15 protein-coding genes are annotated in these 16221 nt (G+C 52.3%); 14 read left to right on the forward strand and 1 reads right to left on the reverse strand.

Annotated features, from left to right (window positions below):
- Window positions 1–35 precede the first annotated feature (35 nt).
- The 10 genes from FCS97_RS10560 (at window position 36) to FCS97_RS10605 (ending at window position 10500) form a co-directional block, all read left to right on the forward strand.
- On the forward strand, window positions 36–1262 hold the full coding sequence (locus tag FCS97_RS10560; protein ID WP_138518395.1) for a pyridoxal phosphate-dependent aminotransferase: 1227 nt from the start codon (window positions 36–38) through the stop codon (window positions 1260–1262).
- Between the two features lie 7 nt (window positions 1263–1269).
- Window positions 1270–2583: a homoserine dehydrogenase gene (locus FCS97_RS10565; protein ID WP_138518396.1), complete on the forward strand. Its 1314-nt coding sequence runs from the start codon at window positions 1270–1272 to the stop codon at window positions 2581–2583.
- 1 nt (window position 2584) lies between these two features.
- Window positions 2585–4000: a threonine synthase gene (gene thrC / locus FCS97_RS10570; RefSeq protein ID WP_138518397.1), complete on the forward strand. Its 1416-nt coding sequence runs from the start codon at window positions 2585–2587 to the stop codon at window positions 3998–4000.
- A 122-nt stretch (window positions 4001–4122) separates the two neighbouring features.
- Window positions 4123–5535, forward strand: coding sequence for a sigma-54-dependent transcriptional regulator (locus FCS97_RS10575; RefSeq protein ID WP_138518398.1), 1413 nt, complete (start codon window positions 4123–4125; stop codon window positions 5533–5535).
- Window positions 5520–7682, forward strand: coding sequence for a sensor histidine kinase (locus tag FCS97_RS10580; RefSeq protein WP_138518399.1), 2163 nt, complete (start codon window positions 5520–5522; stop codon window positions 7680–7682). Before FCS97_RS10575 ends, FCS97_RS10580 begins: the two co-directional genes overlap by 16 nt.
- Window positions 7654–8184: a molybdopterin-guanine dinucleotide biosynthesis protein B gene (gene mobB, locus FCS97_RS10585; protein ID WP_138518400.1), complete on the forward strand. Its 531-nt coding sequence runs from the start codon at window positions 7654–7656 to the stop codon at window positions 8182–8184. The genes FCS97_RS10580 and mobB overlap by 29 nt, the downstream gene beginning before the upstream one ends.
- Entirely contained in the window at window positions 8177–9397 is a 1221-nt protein-coding gene (locus FCS97_RS10590) for a molybdopterin molybdotransferase MoeA (RefSeq protein ID WP_138518401.1), read from the forward strand. Before mobB ends, FCS97_RS10590 begins: the two co-directional genes overlap by 8 nt.
- Window positions 9394–9651: a molybdopterin converting factor subunit 1 gene (gene moaD / locus FCS97_RS10595; RefSeq protein WP_138518402.1), complete on the forward strand. Its 258-nt coding sequence runs from the start codon at window positions 9394–9396 to the stop codon at window positions 9649–9651. The genes FCS97_RS10590 and moaD overlap by 4 nt, the downstream gene beginning before the upstream one ends.
- Before the next feature lies 1 nt (window position 9652).
- Entirely contained in the window at window positions 9653–10120 is a 468-nt protein-coding gene (gene moaE / locus FCS97_RS10600) for a molybdopterin synthase catalytic subunit MoaE (protein WP_138518403.1), read from the forward strand.
- Window positions 10117–10500, forward strand: a complete 384-nt coding sequence (locus tag FCS97_RS10605; protein ID WP_212746478.1) for a fluoride efflux transporter FluC — start codon at window positions 10117–10119, stop codon at window positions 10498–10500. Before moaE ends, FCS97_RS10605 begins: the two co-directional genes overlap by 4 nt.
- Window positions 10501–10529: 29 nt before the next feature.
- Here FCS97_RS10605 and FCS97_RS10610 read toward each other — a convergent pair whose 3' ends face one another.
- Window positions 10530–10997, reverse strand: a complete 468-nt coding sequence (locus FCS97_RS10610; protein WP_138518405.1) for a rhodanese-like domain-containing protein — start codon at window positions 10995–10997, stop codon at window positions 10530–10532.
- Window positions 10998–11332: 335 nt separating this feature from the next.
- Between FCS97_RS10610 and glnA the strand changes: the two genes are divergently transcribed.
- The 4 genes from glnA (at window position 11333) to ntrC (ending at window position 16181) form a co-directional block, all read left to right on the forward strand.
- Window positions 11333–12745 carry a type I glutamate--ammonia ligase gene (gene glnA, locus FCS97_RS10615; protein ID WP_138518406.1) on the forward strand — a complete coding sequence of 471 codons (1413 nt, stop codon included), beginning with the start codon at window positions 11333–11335 and terminating at the stop codon, window positions 12743–12745.
- 234 nt (window positions 12746–12979) lie between these two features.
- Window positions 12980–13462, forward strand: coding sequence for a DUF4124 domain-containing protein (locus FCS97_RS10620; RefSeq protein WP_138518407.1), 483 nt, complete (start codon window positions 12980–12982; stop codon window positions 13460–13462).
- A 35-nt stretch (window positions 13463–13497) separates the two neighbouring features.
- Window positions 13498–14574, forward strand: coding sequence for a nitrogen regulation protein NR(II) (gene glnL / locus FCS97_RS10625; RefSeq protein WP_138518408.1), 1077 nt, complete (start codon window positions 13498–13500; stop codon window positions 14572–14574).
- A gap of 23 nt (window positions 14575–14597) precedes the next feature.
- Window positions 14598–16181, forward strand: coding sequence for a nitrogen regulation protein NR(I) (gene ntrC, locus FCS97_RS10630; protein ID WP_138518409.1), 1584 nt, complete (start codon window positions 14598–14600; stop codon window positions 16179–16181).
- The last annotated feature ends 40 nt before the right edge of the window (window positions 16182–16221 follow it).

Raw genomic sequence — 16221 nt, forward strand, 5'->3', positions numbered from 1 at the left:
TAATAACCACCACAACAATCCACACACAGGTCGACATGAAACCCATTCTCAAATCTGCCAAGCTGGCCAATGTTTGCTACGACATCCGCGGACCGGTGATGCAGCGAGCGCGGCAATTGGAAGAGGAAGGGCACCGAATTCTGAAGCTGAACATCGGCAACTTGGCCCCTTTTGGCTTTGAGGCGCCCGACGAAGTTCGGCAAGACGTGATCATGAACCTGGGCGATGCTTCGGGTTATAGCGACAGCAAGGGCCTTTTTGCTGCACGCAAGTCCATCATGCACTACACCCAGCAAAAGAAAATCAAGGGTGTCACACTCGACGACATCATTGTAGGCAATGGCGTGTCTGAACTGATTGTAATGAGCATGCAGGGCTTGCTGAACAACGGCGATGAGGTGCTGGTGCCCGCGCCCGATTACCCCTTGTGGACTGCTGCTGTCAGTATTTCTGGTGGCACACCGCGGCATTACCTGTGCGACGAGCAAAGCGACTGGTACCCAGACACCAAGCACCTGCGCAGCCTGATCAATGAAAAAACCAAGGCCATGGTCATCATCAACCCCAACAACCCCACGGGTGCTTTGTACCCCGAGGCGGTGTTGCAAGAGCTGATTCAGATTGCCCGTGAACACCAGTTGATTATTTTTGCAGACGAAATTTACGACAAGATGTTGTATGACGGTGCGGAACACACTTCCATTGCATCGCTGGCCGACGATGTGTTGTTCATCACCATGAACGGTTTGTCTAAAAATTACCGTGCCTGTGGTTACAGGGCAGGATGGATGGTCATTTCTGGCGACAAGCGCCACGCCACCGATTACATCGACGGTTTGGGCATCATGGCGTCCATGCGTCTGTGCGCCAATGTGCCGGGCCAGTACGCCATTCAAACCTCGCTGGGTGGTTATCAAAGCATCAACGACCTGGTCGGCCCGGGCGGGCGCCTTACTCGCCAGCGCGATTTGGCCTACGACCTGATGACAGCAATTCCCGGCGTTACCTGTGTGAAGCCCAAGGCAGCGTTGTACCTCTTCCCGCGGCTGGACCCTAAAATTTATCCCATCAAAAACGACCAGCGCTTTGTGCTGGAGTTGTTGGAGGCTGAAAAGGTGCTGGTGGTGCAGGGTACAGGCTTTAATTGGATCAATCCGGATCATTTCCGGGTGGTTTTCCTACCCAACACCGATGATTTGACGGACGCAGTTGGTAGAATTGCACGCTTCCTGGAAAGTTATCGAAAACAACACCTTGGCTGATTTAAAAATGAACAAACCTCTACGAGTGGCCCTGCTGGGTTTGGGTACTGTCGGTTCCGGCACTTTCAATGTGCTGAAAGACAATGCGAATGAAATTGAACGCCGTGTGGGTTTCCCCATTCAGATCAAAGTCATCGCCGACCTGAACACTGACAAAGCCCGTGAACTGGCTGGCCCAGGCGTTGAGGTGTTGGGCGATGCATTTGAAGCCGTGAAGCGCGACGACATTGATGTGGTGGTCGAGCTGATCGGTGGTTATACCATTGCCAAGCAATTGGTACTTGCTGCAATTAACGCTGGCAAGCACGTGGTTACTGCCAACAAAGCCTTGCTGGCTGTGCATGGCGATGAAATTTTCGCGGCAGCTGAAGCCAACAATGTGATGGTGGCGTTTGAGGCCGCAGTGGCTGGTGGTATCCCGGTGATCAAGGCAGTCAAGGAAGGCTTGGCGGCCAACAAAATTGAGTACGTGGCCGGCATTATCAACGGCACTTGCAACTTTATTTTGTCGGAGATGCGCGACAAGGGATTGCCATTTACCGAAGTGTTGGCGCAAGCCCAAGCCTTTGGCTATGCCGAAGCAGACCCTACCTTTGACATTGAAGGTGTAGACGCAGCCCACAAAATCAGCCTGTTAAGCTCGCTTGCTTTTGGTGTGCCGGTTCAGTTTGAAAAAGCCTACATTGAAGGCATCACCAAGCTGACCAAGGAAGACATTCAGTTCGCCGAGCAGCTGGGTTATCGTGTGAAATTGCTGGGCATTGCCAAGCGCACCGAGCAAGGCGTGGAATTGCGCGTACACCCCACGCTGATTCCTGGCAAGCGCTTGATCGCCAATGTGGAAGGTGTCATGAACGCAGTGCTGGTGAAGGCCAACGCGGTAGGCCCCACTTTGTACTACGGTGCGGGTGCAGGCAGTTTGCCCACAGCCTCTGCTGTGGTGGCTGACCTCATCGAGATTGCGCGCTCAAGCCAGGCGCCCTTGGCCAGCCGTGTGCCAGTATTGGCTTTCCAGAAAGCAGGTATTCAAAACCTGGACGTGTTGCCCATGGAGAAGGTGGTCACTGCCTTTTACCTGCGTTTGGCTGTGGATGATCGCCCGGGTGTGCTGGCTGAAGTGACCCGTTTGCTGGCTGACAATCAAATTTCAATTGAAGCCATGATTCAACGCCAAGCCACCAGCGAAAAAGAAACCGCTGAAATTGTGTTGTTGACCCACCGTTGTGTGGAAGGTGATGTGAACGAAGCCATTGCCAAAATTGAGGCCTTGGATAGCGTACATGGCCCCTTGACCCGAATTCGTGTAGAGGACTTGAGCTGAAATGAAATACTTCAGCAGCCGTGGGGGCATGGATCCCCAAGATTTCTCGGAAATTTTGCTGGAAGGCTTGGCACCTGATGGTGGTCTGGCCGTGCCCGAGTTTTACCCGCAAGTGGCTTTGCATGTGCTGGAAAGCTGGAAAAAGCTGAGCTACGGTGAGTTGGCGTTTGAGGTGTTGAAGCCTTTCGCCACCGACATTCCTGAAGCCGACTTGAAAGCACTGACCACCAAAACCTACACCAAAGCCGTGTATGGCACTGAAGAAATTACGCCAGTGCGAGAGCTGTTTGATGGCATGAAGGTGTTGGAGTTGTCCAACGGCCCCACGCTGGCTTTCAAAGACATGGCCATGCAGTTGCTCGGTAACCTGTTTGAATACCAGTTGGCCCGCACCAACCGTGAGTTGAATATTCTGGGTGCTACCAGTGGCGACACTGGTTCTGCGGCTGAATACGCCATGCGTGGCAAGAAGGGTGTGCGGGTTTTCATGTTAAGCCCGGCTGGAAAAATGAGTGCTTTTCAGCGCGCTCAAATGTACAGCTTGCAAGACCCGAATATTTTTAATATTGCCATTGAAGGTTTGTTCGACGACTGCCAGGACATCGTGAAGGCAGTCAGTGAAGACCTGGAATACAAGGCGCGCCAGAAAATTGGCACGGTGAATTCCATCAACTGGGGCCGCATTTCTGCGCAGGTTGTGTACTACTTCAATGCCTACCTGCGTACGGCTGAAAAAATTGGCGATCCGGTCAGCTTCGCAGTACCTTCCGGCAATTTCGGTAACGTGCTGGCCGGCCACATTGCACGGCAAATGGGCTTGCCCATTCGCAAGCTGATTGTGGCCACCAATGAAAACAATGTGCTCGATGAGTTTTTCAAAACTGGGGTGTATCGCCCGCGTAAATCTGCGGAAACGTACATCACTTCCAGCCCATCCATGGACATTTCCAAGGCCTCGAACTTCGAGCGCTTTGTGTACGACTTGCTGGGCCGCGACCCCAAGGCCTTGAAAGCCTTGTGGAAAGATTTGGCAGCGAATGGTCAGTTTGATTTGTCGCAGGATTCGCGTTTCAAGCACATCGAGCAGGATTTCGGTTTTCAGTCGGGTTCATCGAATCACCAAAACCGCCTGGACACCATCAAGGAAGTGTATGCCCGTACCGGCACCTTAATCGACACCCACACTGCCGATGCAGTGAAAGTGGCTCGAGAACTTGTGGAGCCAGGCGTGCCCATGGTTATTCTGGAGACCGCCTTGGCTGTGAAGTTTGCAGAAACCATTGAAGAAGCCACAGGCCAAACACCACCCGTGCCCGAGCAGTTTCAGGGCATCGAAAAGCTGCCACAGCGAGTCACGGAAATGCCAATTTCCGCAGACCAGGTCAAGGCTTTTATTGCCAAGAATACCGGGCTGTAATCTGGTGGGTTTCATTTTCAAACAATCGTTTGCCTGCAAGTAATAGGGTTTACCTAACTTGCAGGTCCAAACGGAATCATGAACAATGGCAAAGTTAAGTAACACCCCGTGAAGCCACTGTTTTGACCTCTCAATCCAACACTGTTGACCTCCCCAAAGTTGCCACCGGCCAAGGCATCGATGCCCAGCCCAGAAAGGGTTTGTCGGCGTTGGCTGTGGATGATGAGCCTGGCATGCGCCATTTCCTGGAAAAGGCGCTGGAAACCCGTTTTGCACGTGTAGATACCGCAGGCTCTGTTGAAATGGCCCAGGCCCTGTTCGACAACCATGACTACAGCACTGTGGTGCTGGACGTGAGCTTGCCCGGTAAAAGTGGCCTTCAATGGCTGAACGAGTTGCGCCAAGGTGGCTACGAGGGCGATGTAATCCTGATTACTGGCTATGCCGACATGGACACCGCCATTGGTGCCCTGCGCGCAGGCGCGCAAGACTTTCTCCAGAAACCCTTTCGTATTGACCAACTTTGGTACGCACTTGATCGCGCAGCCGACCAAAACCGCTTGAAACGTGAAAACTTCGTGCTGAAAAGGGCTGTTTCCAATCTTCAGCAAAACGAGCAGGTGATGGTCGGTGAAAGTCCGATTGTGCGCCAACTGCGAAAGCTGGTGGCCAAAGTGGCCCCAACCGATTCCACTGTGCTGCTCACGGGCGAGTCTGGCTCGGGCAAAGAAGTATTGGCCCGTACCCTGCATGGCATGAGTCTGCGAAGCGAGCGCCCATTTGTGCCCATTAACTGCGGTGCCATTTCTCCGGAATTGATTGAAAGCGAGTTGTTTGGCCATGCCAAGGGCGCTTTCACTGGCGCCAATGAATCGCACCAGGGCCTGTTCTACTACGCACAGGGCGGCACTCTGTTTCTCGATGAAATAGGCGAGTTGCCGCTGAGCATGCAAACCAAATTGTTGCGAGTTCTTGAAGACCGGCGAATTCGTCCGGTGGGCAGCACCAAAGAAGTGGATGTGGATGTGCGCATTGTTGCTGCGACAAACGTGAATCTGGATGTAGAGGTGAAGCGCGGGCGCTTCAGGCAAGACTTGTATTACCGATTGCAAGTGATGCCGATTGAAATGCCGCCTTTGCGCAGCCGCCCCGAAGACATCGAGCTTCTGGCCAACTACTTCATCAAGGTGTTTGCCAAAAAGCTGCGCATTGATCCCTTGAAAATAAGCCCGGAAATGCAGGCGCGTTTACAGGCCTACGAATGGCCAGGCAATGTGCGTGAACTGCGAAATTTCATTGAGCGTTCATTGATTTTGGGTTATTTCCCCAAGGAAGATTTGCCTTTGAATCTTGATCTGGATGAGCGGACTGCCATTGAAGAAGACCCTCAGAGCGAGTCGCTGGAGCAGGTTGAAAAAGCGCACATTCTGCGTGTGTTGAATGCCTGCAGCGGGAATAAATCCGAAGCAGCACGCCGCTTGGGCGTGTCCCGAAAAACACTTGAACGAAAGTGCATGGCGTGGAGCCAAGAATAGGTCAGCGGCCATTTCCGCCACGCGGGCATTTTTGGCCCAGCCACTGGACTGTCAAGACCAAACTGGTTGTAACAGCCTGCATCCCTTTGCTGGTGCTCATTCCCATTGTGGCCATGCTGGTGTGGTCGGCTGGGCAGGCCGCTTATACAAAAATTCTCATTTCAAAAGTGCGCAGCGATCTTGTGCTTGCGCAACAAGAGTTCACCGATGTGCAGGAAAGCAGGTCACAGGCCTTGAAAGCCTGGTCGGAAAGTGCCTTTCTTCGAAATCTGCTGAGCCAGCGGGGTGGCAAGCTGAACAACAAGGACCTGCAAACTCAAGCAGAGCGGCTCGGTTTTGCTTACCTGCGTTTGATCAGTCCAACTGGCATGGTGGTGAATTCGTTTCCCTCACGCTTGCCTTACATGCTCGACCCCGAGGTGCAAAAGTCAGTGAAGTTTCGCGAGTCAGGCAGCTACACCGTGTTGCTGTCGAACAAGGAGCTGATGGACATTTCCCCCGATCTCGCCTCGCGCGCGGTGCAGGCCATTATTCCAACTTCCAACGCAAGCCCATCATCCAAAAGCAAGGAGGACAGGGGCTTGGTTGTTCAGGTTTTGCAACCTGTTTTCAACGACGGGAATATGTTGGGTTATCTGGAAGGCGGTTTGCTGTTAAACGGCAATCTGGGTTTGGTAGATGAGATTAACAACCTGATTTATTCACCAAACACTTTGCTGGAAGGCTCCATCGGTACCACCACCATTTTTCTGGAAGACGTGCGCGTAGCCACTACGGTTCGTCGCGATGGCGAGTCACGTGCTTTGGGTACCCGTGTTTCTGACGTAGTTCGACAAAGCGTTTTGGGGCGCGGCGAAGTGTGGCTGGAACGTGCCTTCGTGGTGAACGACTGGTATGTGGCCGCTTATGCTCCGCTGTTGAGCCCGGAGGGCGCGCGGATCGGCATGTTTTATGTCGGCTTTCTGGAGGCACCTTACGCCAATATCAAAACCCAATTGCTGATTTTGTTTTTACTGGCAGTGGGGGCAGCCATGGTGCTGGGTGCCATGATGGTGGTGCGCTTAACTTCGGGTATTTTTTATCCTCTGCGCCGTATGAATTACATCATGAGCTTGCAGGAACGTGGTGATACGGCAGCCCGTGTGGGCGATCTTCGCCGCGAAGATGAATTCGCAGACCTGGCCAATCACTTCGATGCGCTGCTGGATCAACTGGATGCGCGCCGCAGCGAACTTCTTGGCCTCAATGAACAGCTGGATGAGCGCGTGCGGCAGCGAACCGCTGATTTGCAGGCGGCCAATCAAAAACTTCATCAGGCGGTGGAGCAGTTGCTGGCTTCGGAAAAATTGGCGGCATTGGGACAGTTGACTGCCGGCATTGCGCATGAATTCAACAACCCTTTGGCGATCATGATGGGGCATCTGGATTTGATCCGGATTACCCTGAATGATCCCGAAAGCCTTAAAACAGTGCGTTTGCTCGATGAGCAAGTACACCGCATGCGCAACATCGTGCAAAAGCTGCTGCAGTTTTGTCGGCCAGATGAATACGCGTCATACACCGAAGAGATCAATGTTAATGAAATCATTCAGGACAGCATTTTGTTTGTCCGCAATGAAATTGACATGGCACGTGCGCAGTTGAAGTTTGATTTTTCTGCACAACAAACTGTTCAAATCAGCAAAACTGAATTGCAGCAGGTCATGGTGAATTTGTTGATTAACGCAACCCATGCCCTTGAAGGGCCATTCGATGCGCAGTTTGCCGCATTGAACGAGGGCCCCACCATTTCGATAAAAACTGCAGATGTTCTCTTGAGCGATGGCCAGCCGGCCGTGCAAATTCTGGTACAAAACAACGGCGAAGCGATTCCTTCAGATCGCTTGCAACTCATTTTCAAAATGTTCTACACCAGCAAACAGGCGGGCCGAGGAACCGGCTTGGGTCTGCCGGTCTCGCGCATGCTGGTTCAACGTTATGGCGGCGATTTGTGGGCCACCAGCCCAGTGCTGCCGGAAGTTGAGCCACAATTCGGTGCCTGTTTTGAAATTGTGTTGCGTTGTAAGGCACGCCCATCCGCAGATATTTTGAAAGAAACAGGTCAGCAACTGTTGTTGATTGAAAAACAACTGTCAGAAGGAAACTGAAGTGCCCAAGGTGTTTGGCTTTGCCGGTTTTTCCGGCGTGGGTAAAACCACATTGATTGAGCAGCTCTTGCCCATGTTGATCGGCGAGGGCGTTCGCGTGTCTGTGATTAAACACGCTCACCATGATTTTGACATTGACCGCCCAGGCAAAGACTCCTACAGACATCGAGAAGCAGGCGCCTATGAAGTGCTGATTACTGCCAACAAACGCTGGGTGTTGATGCATGAGTTGCGCGATGAAAGAGAACCCACACTGGAGGAGCAACTTGAAAAACTATCCCCTTGCGACCTGGTGATTGTTGAAGGATTCAAGCGGGCAGATATTCCCAAAATTGAAATTTGGCGAGAAGCCAATGGCAAACCCATGTTGTATCCTCAGGATTCGAACATTATTGCAGTGGCCTGCGACACTGAAATTGAGTGCCGTGGTTTGCCGGTTCTGCCTTTGAACGACCCGGCTTCGATTGCGCAATTCATCCTGAAACGGTTTGTGAATGATTGATTTGAACGACTTGCTTGAACAGGTGTGGCCCATTGCCACCCAGCAGGCAATATCCACTGAATCTGTGAATTTGAAAAATGCCTTGGGCCGGGTGCTGGCCCAAGACATTCATTCCATCTTGAATGTGCCGCAACACGACAACAGTGGCATGGATGGTTATGCGGTTCGTTGTGGCGATTTCCAGGCCGGGCATAATTTTCAGGTGTCCCAACGTGTGCCAGCCGGTTCTTCACCAGAGCCATTGCAAGCAGGAACCGTGGCGCGAATATTCACTGGCGCACCAATTCCTGCTGGCGCTGATTCTGTGGTGATGCAAGAAGATGTTGTGGTCAATGACGATGCCAGTGTCACGTTCAGCGTTGTTCCAAAGCCCGGGCAATGGATAAGGCGTGCAGGTGAGGACATTTCAAGCGGGCAGGTGGTGTTGTCCAAAGGTACCCGTCTGGACGCCATTCATGTGGGCTTGCTGGCCTCAATTGGCGTGCCCATAGTGTTGGTCACCAAGCGCCTGAAAGTGGGGGTCATGGTTACTGGCAGCGAGCTTCAAAACCCCGGTCAAGTTTTACAGCCCGGCCAAATTTACAATTCCAACGAATATGTGTGGTGCGGTCTTCTTGAATCGATGAATGTTGAAGTGAGCTCGGTGGGTATTGTTCCTGATAATTTGGAAGCCACTTGCGCTGCGCTTCAATCATTGGCCGATTGCGATGCGGTCATCAGCTCTGGTGGTGTTTCGGTGGGCGAAGAAGACCACGTTAAACCCGCAATAGAGAAAGTAGGGCAGTTGCGTTCGTGGAAAGTGGCCATGAAGCCCGGCAAGCCAATTGCTTTTGGTCAGATTAATCGACCTGGTGGCGGGCAAAGCTGGTTTTTCGGACTGCCCGGTAATCCGGTTTCAAGCGCAGTGGCCTTTCAACTGATTGTGAAACCCTTTTTGAGTTTGCTGGAAGGGCAAACCCGGGAGCTTGTGGACTGGCGCCAGCGCACCAGACAGGTTCAGGCCAATTTCTCGTGGCCCACGCCCGACACTCGCCGCGAAGAGTTTTTGCGTGCGGATGTACAATCTGAAAAAGCAAGTTTGTTTGCAAACCAGAGTTCAGGGGTTTTGACCTCGCTGGCCTGCTCCAGTGGTTTGGTCAGGGTGGCCAAAGGGCAGCGGGTCCACCCGGGTGACTGGGTGGATTACGTGTCGTATCAGGATTTGATGAGATGAAAGTAAAAGTGCGGTTTTTCGCCAGTTTGAAAGAGCAGTTCGGGCAAGACAGCCTCGAAGTGAATGCAGCATTTTCACCGGCGACCGTGGCCGGTTTGCGCGCCCATTTGTGTGCTGAGTATCCTGGATTTGCCAAAGCCATTTCCGAGGTCGGGCGTTTGCGTGCCGCTGTAAACCAGGACATGGCCGACGATGAAACACCGGTTGGAGAGCTGGCTGAAGTGGCCTTTTTCCCGCCGGTTACTGGGGGGTGAAATGAAACGCGCCAAGGTGGTGGTTCAGGAGGCTGATTTTGATGTGGCTGAGGAAATTCGGTGGCTTCGACAGGGTTTGCCCGAAATTGGTGCGGTGGCAACCTTCATTGGCACTGTGCGCGACATCAATGAAAACAGCACTGTAAGTGCCATGACACTGGAACATTATCCCGGCATGACTGAAAAGGCACTTGAAAACATTCTGAAAGTGGCTGATGAACGGTTCGAGATTACATCGGCCATGATTATTCACCGAGTAGGGCCCTTGTATCCGGAAGATCAAATCGTGTTTGCTGCAGCCACCAGCGAGCATCGTCAGCAGGCTTTTTTGGCCTGTGAATTCATCATGGATTACCTGAAAACGGAGGCACCTTTCTGGAAAAAGGAAGATACGCCTGAAGGCGCCCGTTGGGTGTCTGCCCGTGACAGCGACGACTCTGCCAAAGAGCGTTGGGAGCAAGCGCAGTGAATGCATTGAATGCGCTGGCCGTGTTTGTGGGGGCTGGCCTAGGCGGTGTGGGGCGTTATGGCCTTGGCTTGCTGTTGGCTCAACCAGCGTGGCTGCCGTTTCAAATCGGCACTTTGACGGTCAACCTGATTGGCGGTTTTATTGCAGGCGCATTGTTTTCGGTGTTGGGGCCAGTCTGGCTGAAAGCCAACCCGGTGGGGCTGTTTCTCATGACTGGCGTATTGGGCGGGCTTACTACTTTTTCCGCTTTCACTGCAGAGGGTGCAAACCTGCTGCTCGACAAACCCATGCTTGCTTTGGGCCATGCCCTTGTTCATGTGCTGGGTTGCCTGGCTGCGTTCATGGTGGCTGGCAAGTTGTTCGGTCTTTTTGGGCAATAAAAACCCATTCAAGCCATTGGCCGGGCTGCTCAATGTTGCTCCCAAGGTAGCCCGTGAAAACGCCAGCCGTTGAGGCTTGAACGTTGGTGGAAATCGTTCTTGTCGCCCTCAAATCCTTCCAGCACATTGATTGCAAATTCAAATCCATGTTTGGCAGCCAAGGTGGCCGCGTGGTGGGACCGCGCTCCGCTTCGGCAGATAAAAAGAACTGGTTGATGCTTCTCAACCCTTGCCTCGATTTGCGCAATGAAATCGGGGTTGCGAATGCCATCGGGGTAATTGTTCCACTCCACATGAAACGAGCGGTCCTCTGAAAAGCTCACCTGACCAACCCAATCCAGTTCAGCGTCGGTGCGCACATCGATCAGAACAGCGTTCTCATCGGCATTCAGTAACTCCCAAGCTTCTTTGGGGGTTAGTGAACCCAAGTAGCCCAGACCCTTTTCAGAGGCGTATTGCCTAGCTTGGTCGATCAATTGTTGTGAAGTGGAGGACATGAAGTTGCATTCGCAAGTAATTTATTGATGAGTGTATTGTAATACAAGCATGCGATCGATTAGGTGAAATGCTAATAGGCACCAAATTAGTGCTTTGTGCACATTGTTGGTGCAGAAGTTTTGCGATGGATTCCATCGAACCAGCCAGAAACCTTGATTCAAGGTTGTCCATAACTTGGTATGGTCTTTGCTTTACGTCTCTATGTTGAAGTTTGAATTCGCTCTGAGCGTCATATATAGCGTTATCGAACGTGCTATTGTTTCGCTTAAATCAAAGCGTTCAACTTAGGTTTTTTTAAGATCACTATTCCACCTCACGTACCAGGAGATTTTCAATGGCGACCGCCCAAGAAGTAATGAAGATGGTTGCGGAAAATGAAGTGAAGTTCATTGACTTCCGCTTCACCGACACCAAAGGCAAAGAACAGCACGTGTCTGTGCCAGTTAAGATGTTTGACGAAGACAAGTTCGAGTCTGGCCACGCCTTCGACGGCTCTTCCATCGCCGGCTGGAAAGGCATTGAAGCCTCTGACATGCTGTTGATGCCTGATCCTGACACTGCGCGCATGGATCCATTCCGTGAAGAGCCCACTTTGATTTTGACTTGTGACGTCATTGAGCCAACCGACGGCAAGGGTTACGACCGCGATCCACGTTCCATCGCCCGTCGCGCTGAAGCCTACCTGAAGTCCTCTGGCTTGGGCGACACGGCCTACTTTGGTCCAGAACCCGAATTCTTCATTTTTGACAGCATCACCTGGGGTGATGAAATGTCTGGCTGTTTCTTCAAGATCAAGTCTGAAGAAGCCTCCTGGTCAACCAGCATTGATTACGAACACGGTAACCTGGGCCATCGTCCAACCGTGAAGGGCGGCTACTTCCCCGTGTCCCCAACAGATTCTTTCCAGGACATCCGTTCTGAAATGTGTCTGTTGCTGGAACAGCAAGGCGTGCCTGTTGAAGTGCACCACCACGAAGTGGCTGGCGCTGGCCAGAACGAAATCGGTACCATGTTCTCCACGCTGACCAAGCGCGCTGACTGGACACAAATTTTGAAGTACACCGTGTGGAATGTGGCTGCCAGCTATGGCAAAACAGCCACATTCATGCCCAAGCCAATGTGGGGCGACAACGGTTCAGGCATGCACGTTCACCAGTCAGTCTGGAAAGACGGTGTGAACCTGTTTGCTGGCAACGGCTACGCTGGTTTGTCTGATTTCGCCCTGTACTACATCGGCGGTATCATCAAACACGCTCGTGCCTTGAACGCGATTACCAACCCATCAACCAACTCTTACAAGCGTTTGGTACCTGGTTACGAAGCACCGGTGAAACTGGCTTATTCTGCCAAAAACCGTTCAGCTTCCATCCGTATTCCGCACGTGGCCAACCCCAAGGGCCGTCGTATTGAAGCGCGTTTCCCGGATCCCATGGCCAACCCATACCTGGCATTCTCTGCCCTGTTGATGGCTGGTCTGGACGGTGTTCAAAACAAGATTCACCCCGGTGAAGCAGCGACCAAAAACCTGTACGACCTGCCCCCAGAAGAAGACGCAATGGTACCAACCGTGTGTCATAGCCTGGAGCAAGCATTGGAAGCCCTGCAGGCTGACAACGAGTTCCTGACTCGTGGTGGTGTGTTCAGCAAGGAAATGATCGATGCTTACATCGAGTTGAAGATGGAAGAAGTTCAGCGCATGCGCATGAGCCCACACCCCATTGAATACGACATGTACTACGGTCTGTAATTCATACCGTATATATTGATCGGACGTGAAAATGGCCCTGCACTGATCAAGTGCAGGGCCATTTTTCATTTTCAGTTATTTGTAAAGAATCTACCCCGTCTGGTATCAGCACCCGCCTTCAATGGGGAGGGGCTTCAAGGAGGGATCGAGTATCATGAAAGTCGTCCCGAATTCTGTAGATATGCAATCATGGTGAAGTCGACTGTTTTTCAATATTCGCTAATGGTCTCGGTAATGGGCATTCTGTTGCTGCCTGCGGCGCAGGCCAAAGGCACCGAGATGTTCGTTTGCACCGGCGCCGACGGTGTGCGCACCTACCAGAACTCCGATGGTGGCGACGGTTGCGTGCCCTTGAACCTGAATCCGATTACTGTGGTTCCATCCCCGCGATCAGCCTCAAAAGGCAGCAGCATGTCCGAGCCCTCCTCAGCGGGCGGTTCAGGCAGACGGGCCACAGCCGCTTATGACAATCGCTCTGCCGCCGACTTCAATGCAAAAGACGATCGAATGAAAATTTTGCAGGAAGAACTGCGCATCGAAGAAAGCAAGTTGAAGTCTTTGCAGGACGAATACAAGAATGGTCAGCCCGATCGTTTGGGCAATGAGAAAAATTATCAAAAATATTTGGACCGGGTTTCTCGACTTGAACAGGAAATCATGGTGACCAATGACAATATTGAAATACTTAAAACCGAATTGATCAGGCTGTCAAAGTAAATTGATTAAACCGATCAGATCATTATGAGGATGAATTGAAAAAAGAACGCTTTCAAGGCCTGGAGTTGTTGGCCACTGCGGTTGTGGTCAGTAATCCGGAAGGCGTTGTGTTGTACGCCAATCTGTCCGCCGAAACCCTGCTGGAGGTTTCAAGGCGCAGCCTGGACGGGCAGGCCCTGGCGGCCTTGTTTGTAGAGGCGAATGCATTTCGGGAGTTTCTGAACAAGTCCCATGCCGATCCCTTTGGCGTGAAGCGGCAGGTATTCGAGTTGATTCGGCCCAGCGGAACGTCTGAACATGTGCATGTCACTTTGTCTTGTCCCGATGGCGCGAATGGCGTCACCATTATTGAACTGCGGGAAATCGAGCAGCAGTTGAAGGTGGATCGTGAGGCCCGAATGCTCGATCAGTCGCTTGCCAACAAAGAACTGATTCGCAACCTCGCCCATGAAATCAAGAACCCGCTGGGGGGCATTCGTGGTGCTGCGCAGCTGCTTGAAGTTGAGCTTCCTTCGCCGGAGCTTAAAGAGTACACACAGGTGGTGATCAAGGAATCGGACCGCCTCCAAACCCTGGTTGACCGCCTGCTGGCCCCGCACCGTAAGCCTCACATCGTGTCCATGATGAATATTCATGAGGTGTGTGAGCGGGTGCGTTCGGTGATTCTGGCTGAGCACCCGAAGGGCTTGAAATTTGTTCGTGACTACGACATTTCCATTCCCGAGTTTTTAGGGGATCTGGAACAGCTTATTCAGGCAATCCTGAATATAGTGCGCAATGCTGCACAAGCTTTGGCACCACAAATCGCGGAAGGCACCGCGCAAATAACACTATGCACCAGAGTGGTGCGTAGAGTAACCTTAAACCGCAAGCAACACAGGCTGGCATTAGACTTGCAAGTGATCGACAACGGACCCGGCATTCCTGCAGAAATCATGGAAAGAATTTTTTTCCCGCTGGTTTCGGGACGTGAGGGCGGCAGTGGTTTGGGCTTGACGTTGGCTCAAACATTCGTGCAACAACACGAAGGCATCATTGAATGCAGCTCCACACCGGGAAGAACACTTTTCAAAGTCACATTGCCGCTGCAGTTTGATCACGCTACCAGCTGAGCGGTTTGAAGGAACCACAATTAATGCGTCCTATTTGGGTTGTTGATGATGACCACTCCATTCGTTGGGTTTTGCAAAAAGCAATTTCCCGCGAAGGAATTCCTTGCGAAATTTTTTCGTCAGCCTCCGAAGTACTAGAACGACTCGAAACCGAGGTGCCGCAGGTGCTGGTTTCAGACATTCGCATGCCCGGGCAAAGCGGGCTCACGCTTTTGTCCAAGGTTCGCGAACTTAAACCCGATTTGCCGGTGATTATCATGACCGCCTATTCCGACCTGGACAGTGCGGTTTCGGCTTTTCAGGGTGGGGCGTTTGAATATTTGCCCAAGCCTTTCGACATTGAAAAAGCGGTCGAGTTGATTATGCGTGCCGTGCGCGAATCGCAAACTGAAGAGTTTGTTGAAGAAGCAGATTCAGCAGCGCCCGAAATTTTGGGGCAGGCACCCGCCATGCAAGAGGTTTTTCGCGCCATTGGCCGTTTGTCGCAGTCCAATGTCACCGTGCTGATCACCGGTGAAAGTGGTGCAGGTAAAGAATTGGTGGCCCGTGCCTTGCACCGTCACAGTCCTCGCGCCTCAAAGCCATTCATCGCACTGAACACGGCCGCCATTCCCAAAGACTTGCTTGAATCCGAGTTGTTTGGACATGAGCGCGGCTCCTTCACCGGAGCCCAGGCCCAACGGCAGGGCCGGTTTGAGCAGGCCGAGGGCGGTACCCTGTTTCTGGATGAGATTGGTGACATGCCGGCCGAGTTACAAACCCGATTGTTAAGGGTTTTGTCAGACGGTCACTTTTACCGAGTGGGTGGGCAACAACCCATCAAGGCCAATGTGCGGGTAATTGCAGCCACGCATCAAAACCTGGATGAACGTGTCAAACTGGGCATGTTCCGGGAAGACTTGTATCACCGCCTGAACGTGATTCGGCTCCGTTTGCCGCCACTGCGCGAGCGGCAAGAAGACATTCCCATTCTGGCTAAACATTTTCTCAATGTGTCCGCACGCGAGTTGGGTACTGAAACCAAGCGGCTGTCTGATTCCGCCATTCGTATCATCAGCGAGTTTCCGTTTCCGGGCAACGTGCGCCAGCTGGAGAATGTGTGTCGCTGGATCACTGTCATGGCACCTGCCCAGTTGGTTGAAGCGCGTGATCTGCCGCCTGAACTCAAAGCCTTTCAGAATGGTGGCGCCCCGGCACTTGAAAAAATGGCGGGCAATTCACCCAGTCCAAATCTTTGGCTTTCAGAGAATGCTCCAGCCACACAGGCAGCAGTAACCCCTCCAATGCAGACTGGTATGGGAGGCATGTCGGCTGGCAAGTATCCCGTTGACACTTCAACGTCTGATGCATTGACGAATGCGCCAGTGCCTGCGGGCAGCGCCAGTTGGCTCGAGTTGTTGTTTATCGAAGCAGAGAAAGCACTGGAAAGTGGCCAACCCGATGTAATGGATGCCCTGACTGCCCAGTTTGAAACCACCATGATTCAAGCCGCTTTGAAGGCCACCCATGGCAAGCGGATTGAGGCGGCGCAGCGTTTGGGAATAGGGCGTAACACCATTACCCGGAAAATTCAGGACTTGAATATTGATGTGAAAGACATCGATTGACTGGTTCAACTACAGCAATAAAAAAAGCCTCTGCATGCAG

Origin of the sequence: Limnobacter alexandrii, from assembly GCF_005871185.1 — a bacterium.
Classification (GTDB): Bacteria; Pseudomonadota; Gammaproteobacteria; order Burkholderiales; family Burkholderiaceae_B; genus Limnobacter; species Limnobacter alexandrii.

Bases quoted from the DNA above. Each gene is read 5' to 3' on its own strand.
- FCS97_RS10610 (WP_138518405.1), bottom strand. From the start codon at position 10,997: ATGTCCTCCACTTCACAACAATTGATCGACCAAGCTAGGCAATACGCC.
- ntrC (WP_138518409.1), top strand. From the start codon at position 14,598: ATGCGTCCTATTTGGGTTGTTGATGATGACCACTCCATTCGTTGGGTT.
- FCS97_RS10620 (WP_138518407.1), top strand. From the start codon at position 12,980: ATGGGCATTCTGTTGCTGCCTGCGGCGCAGGCCAAAGGCACCGAGATG.
- glnA (WP_138518406.1), top strand. From the start codon at position 11,333: ATGGCGACCGCCCAAGAAGTAATGAAGATGGTTGCGGAAAATGAAGTG.
- thrC (WP_138518397.1), top strand. From the start codon at position 2,585: ATGAAATACTTCAGCAGCCGTGGGGGCATGGATCCCCAAGATTTCTCG.
- moaE (WP_138518403.1), top strand. From the start codon at position 9,653: ATGAAACGCGCCAAGGTGGTGGTTCAGGAGGCTGATTTTGATGTGGCT.
- FCS97_RS10560 (WP_138518395.1), top strand. From the start codon at position 36: ATGAAACCCATTCTCAAATCTGCCAAGCTGGCCAATGTTTGCTACGAC.
- moaD (WP_138518402.1), top strand. From the start codon at position 9,394: ATGAAAGTAAAAGTGCGGTTTTTCGCCAGTTTGAAAGAGCAGTTCGGG.
- FCS97_RS10590 (WP_138518401.1), top strand. From the start codon at position 8,177: ATGATTGATTTGAACGACTTGCTTGAACAGGTGTGGCCCATTGCCACC.
- FCS97_RS10565 (WP_138518396.1), top strand. From the start codon at position 1,270: ATGAACAAACCTCTACGAGTGGCCCTGCTGGGTTTGGGTACTGTCGGT.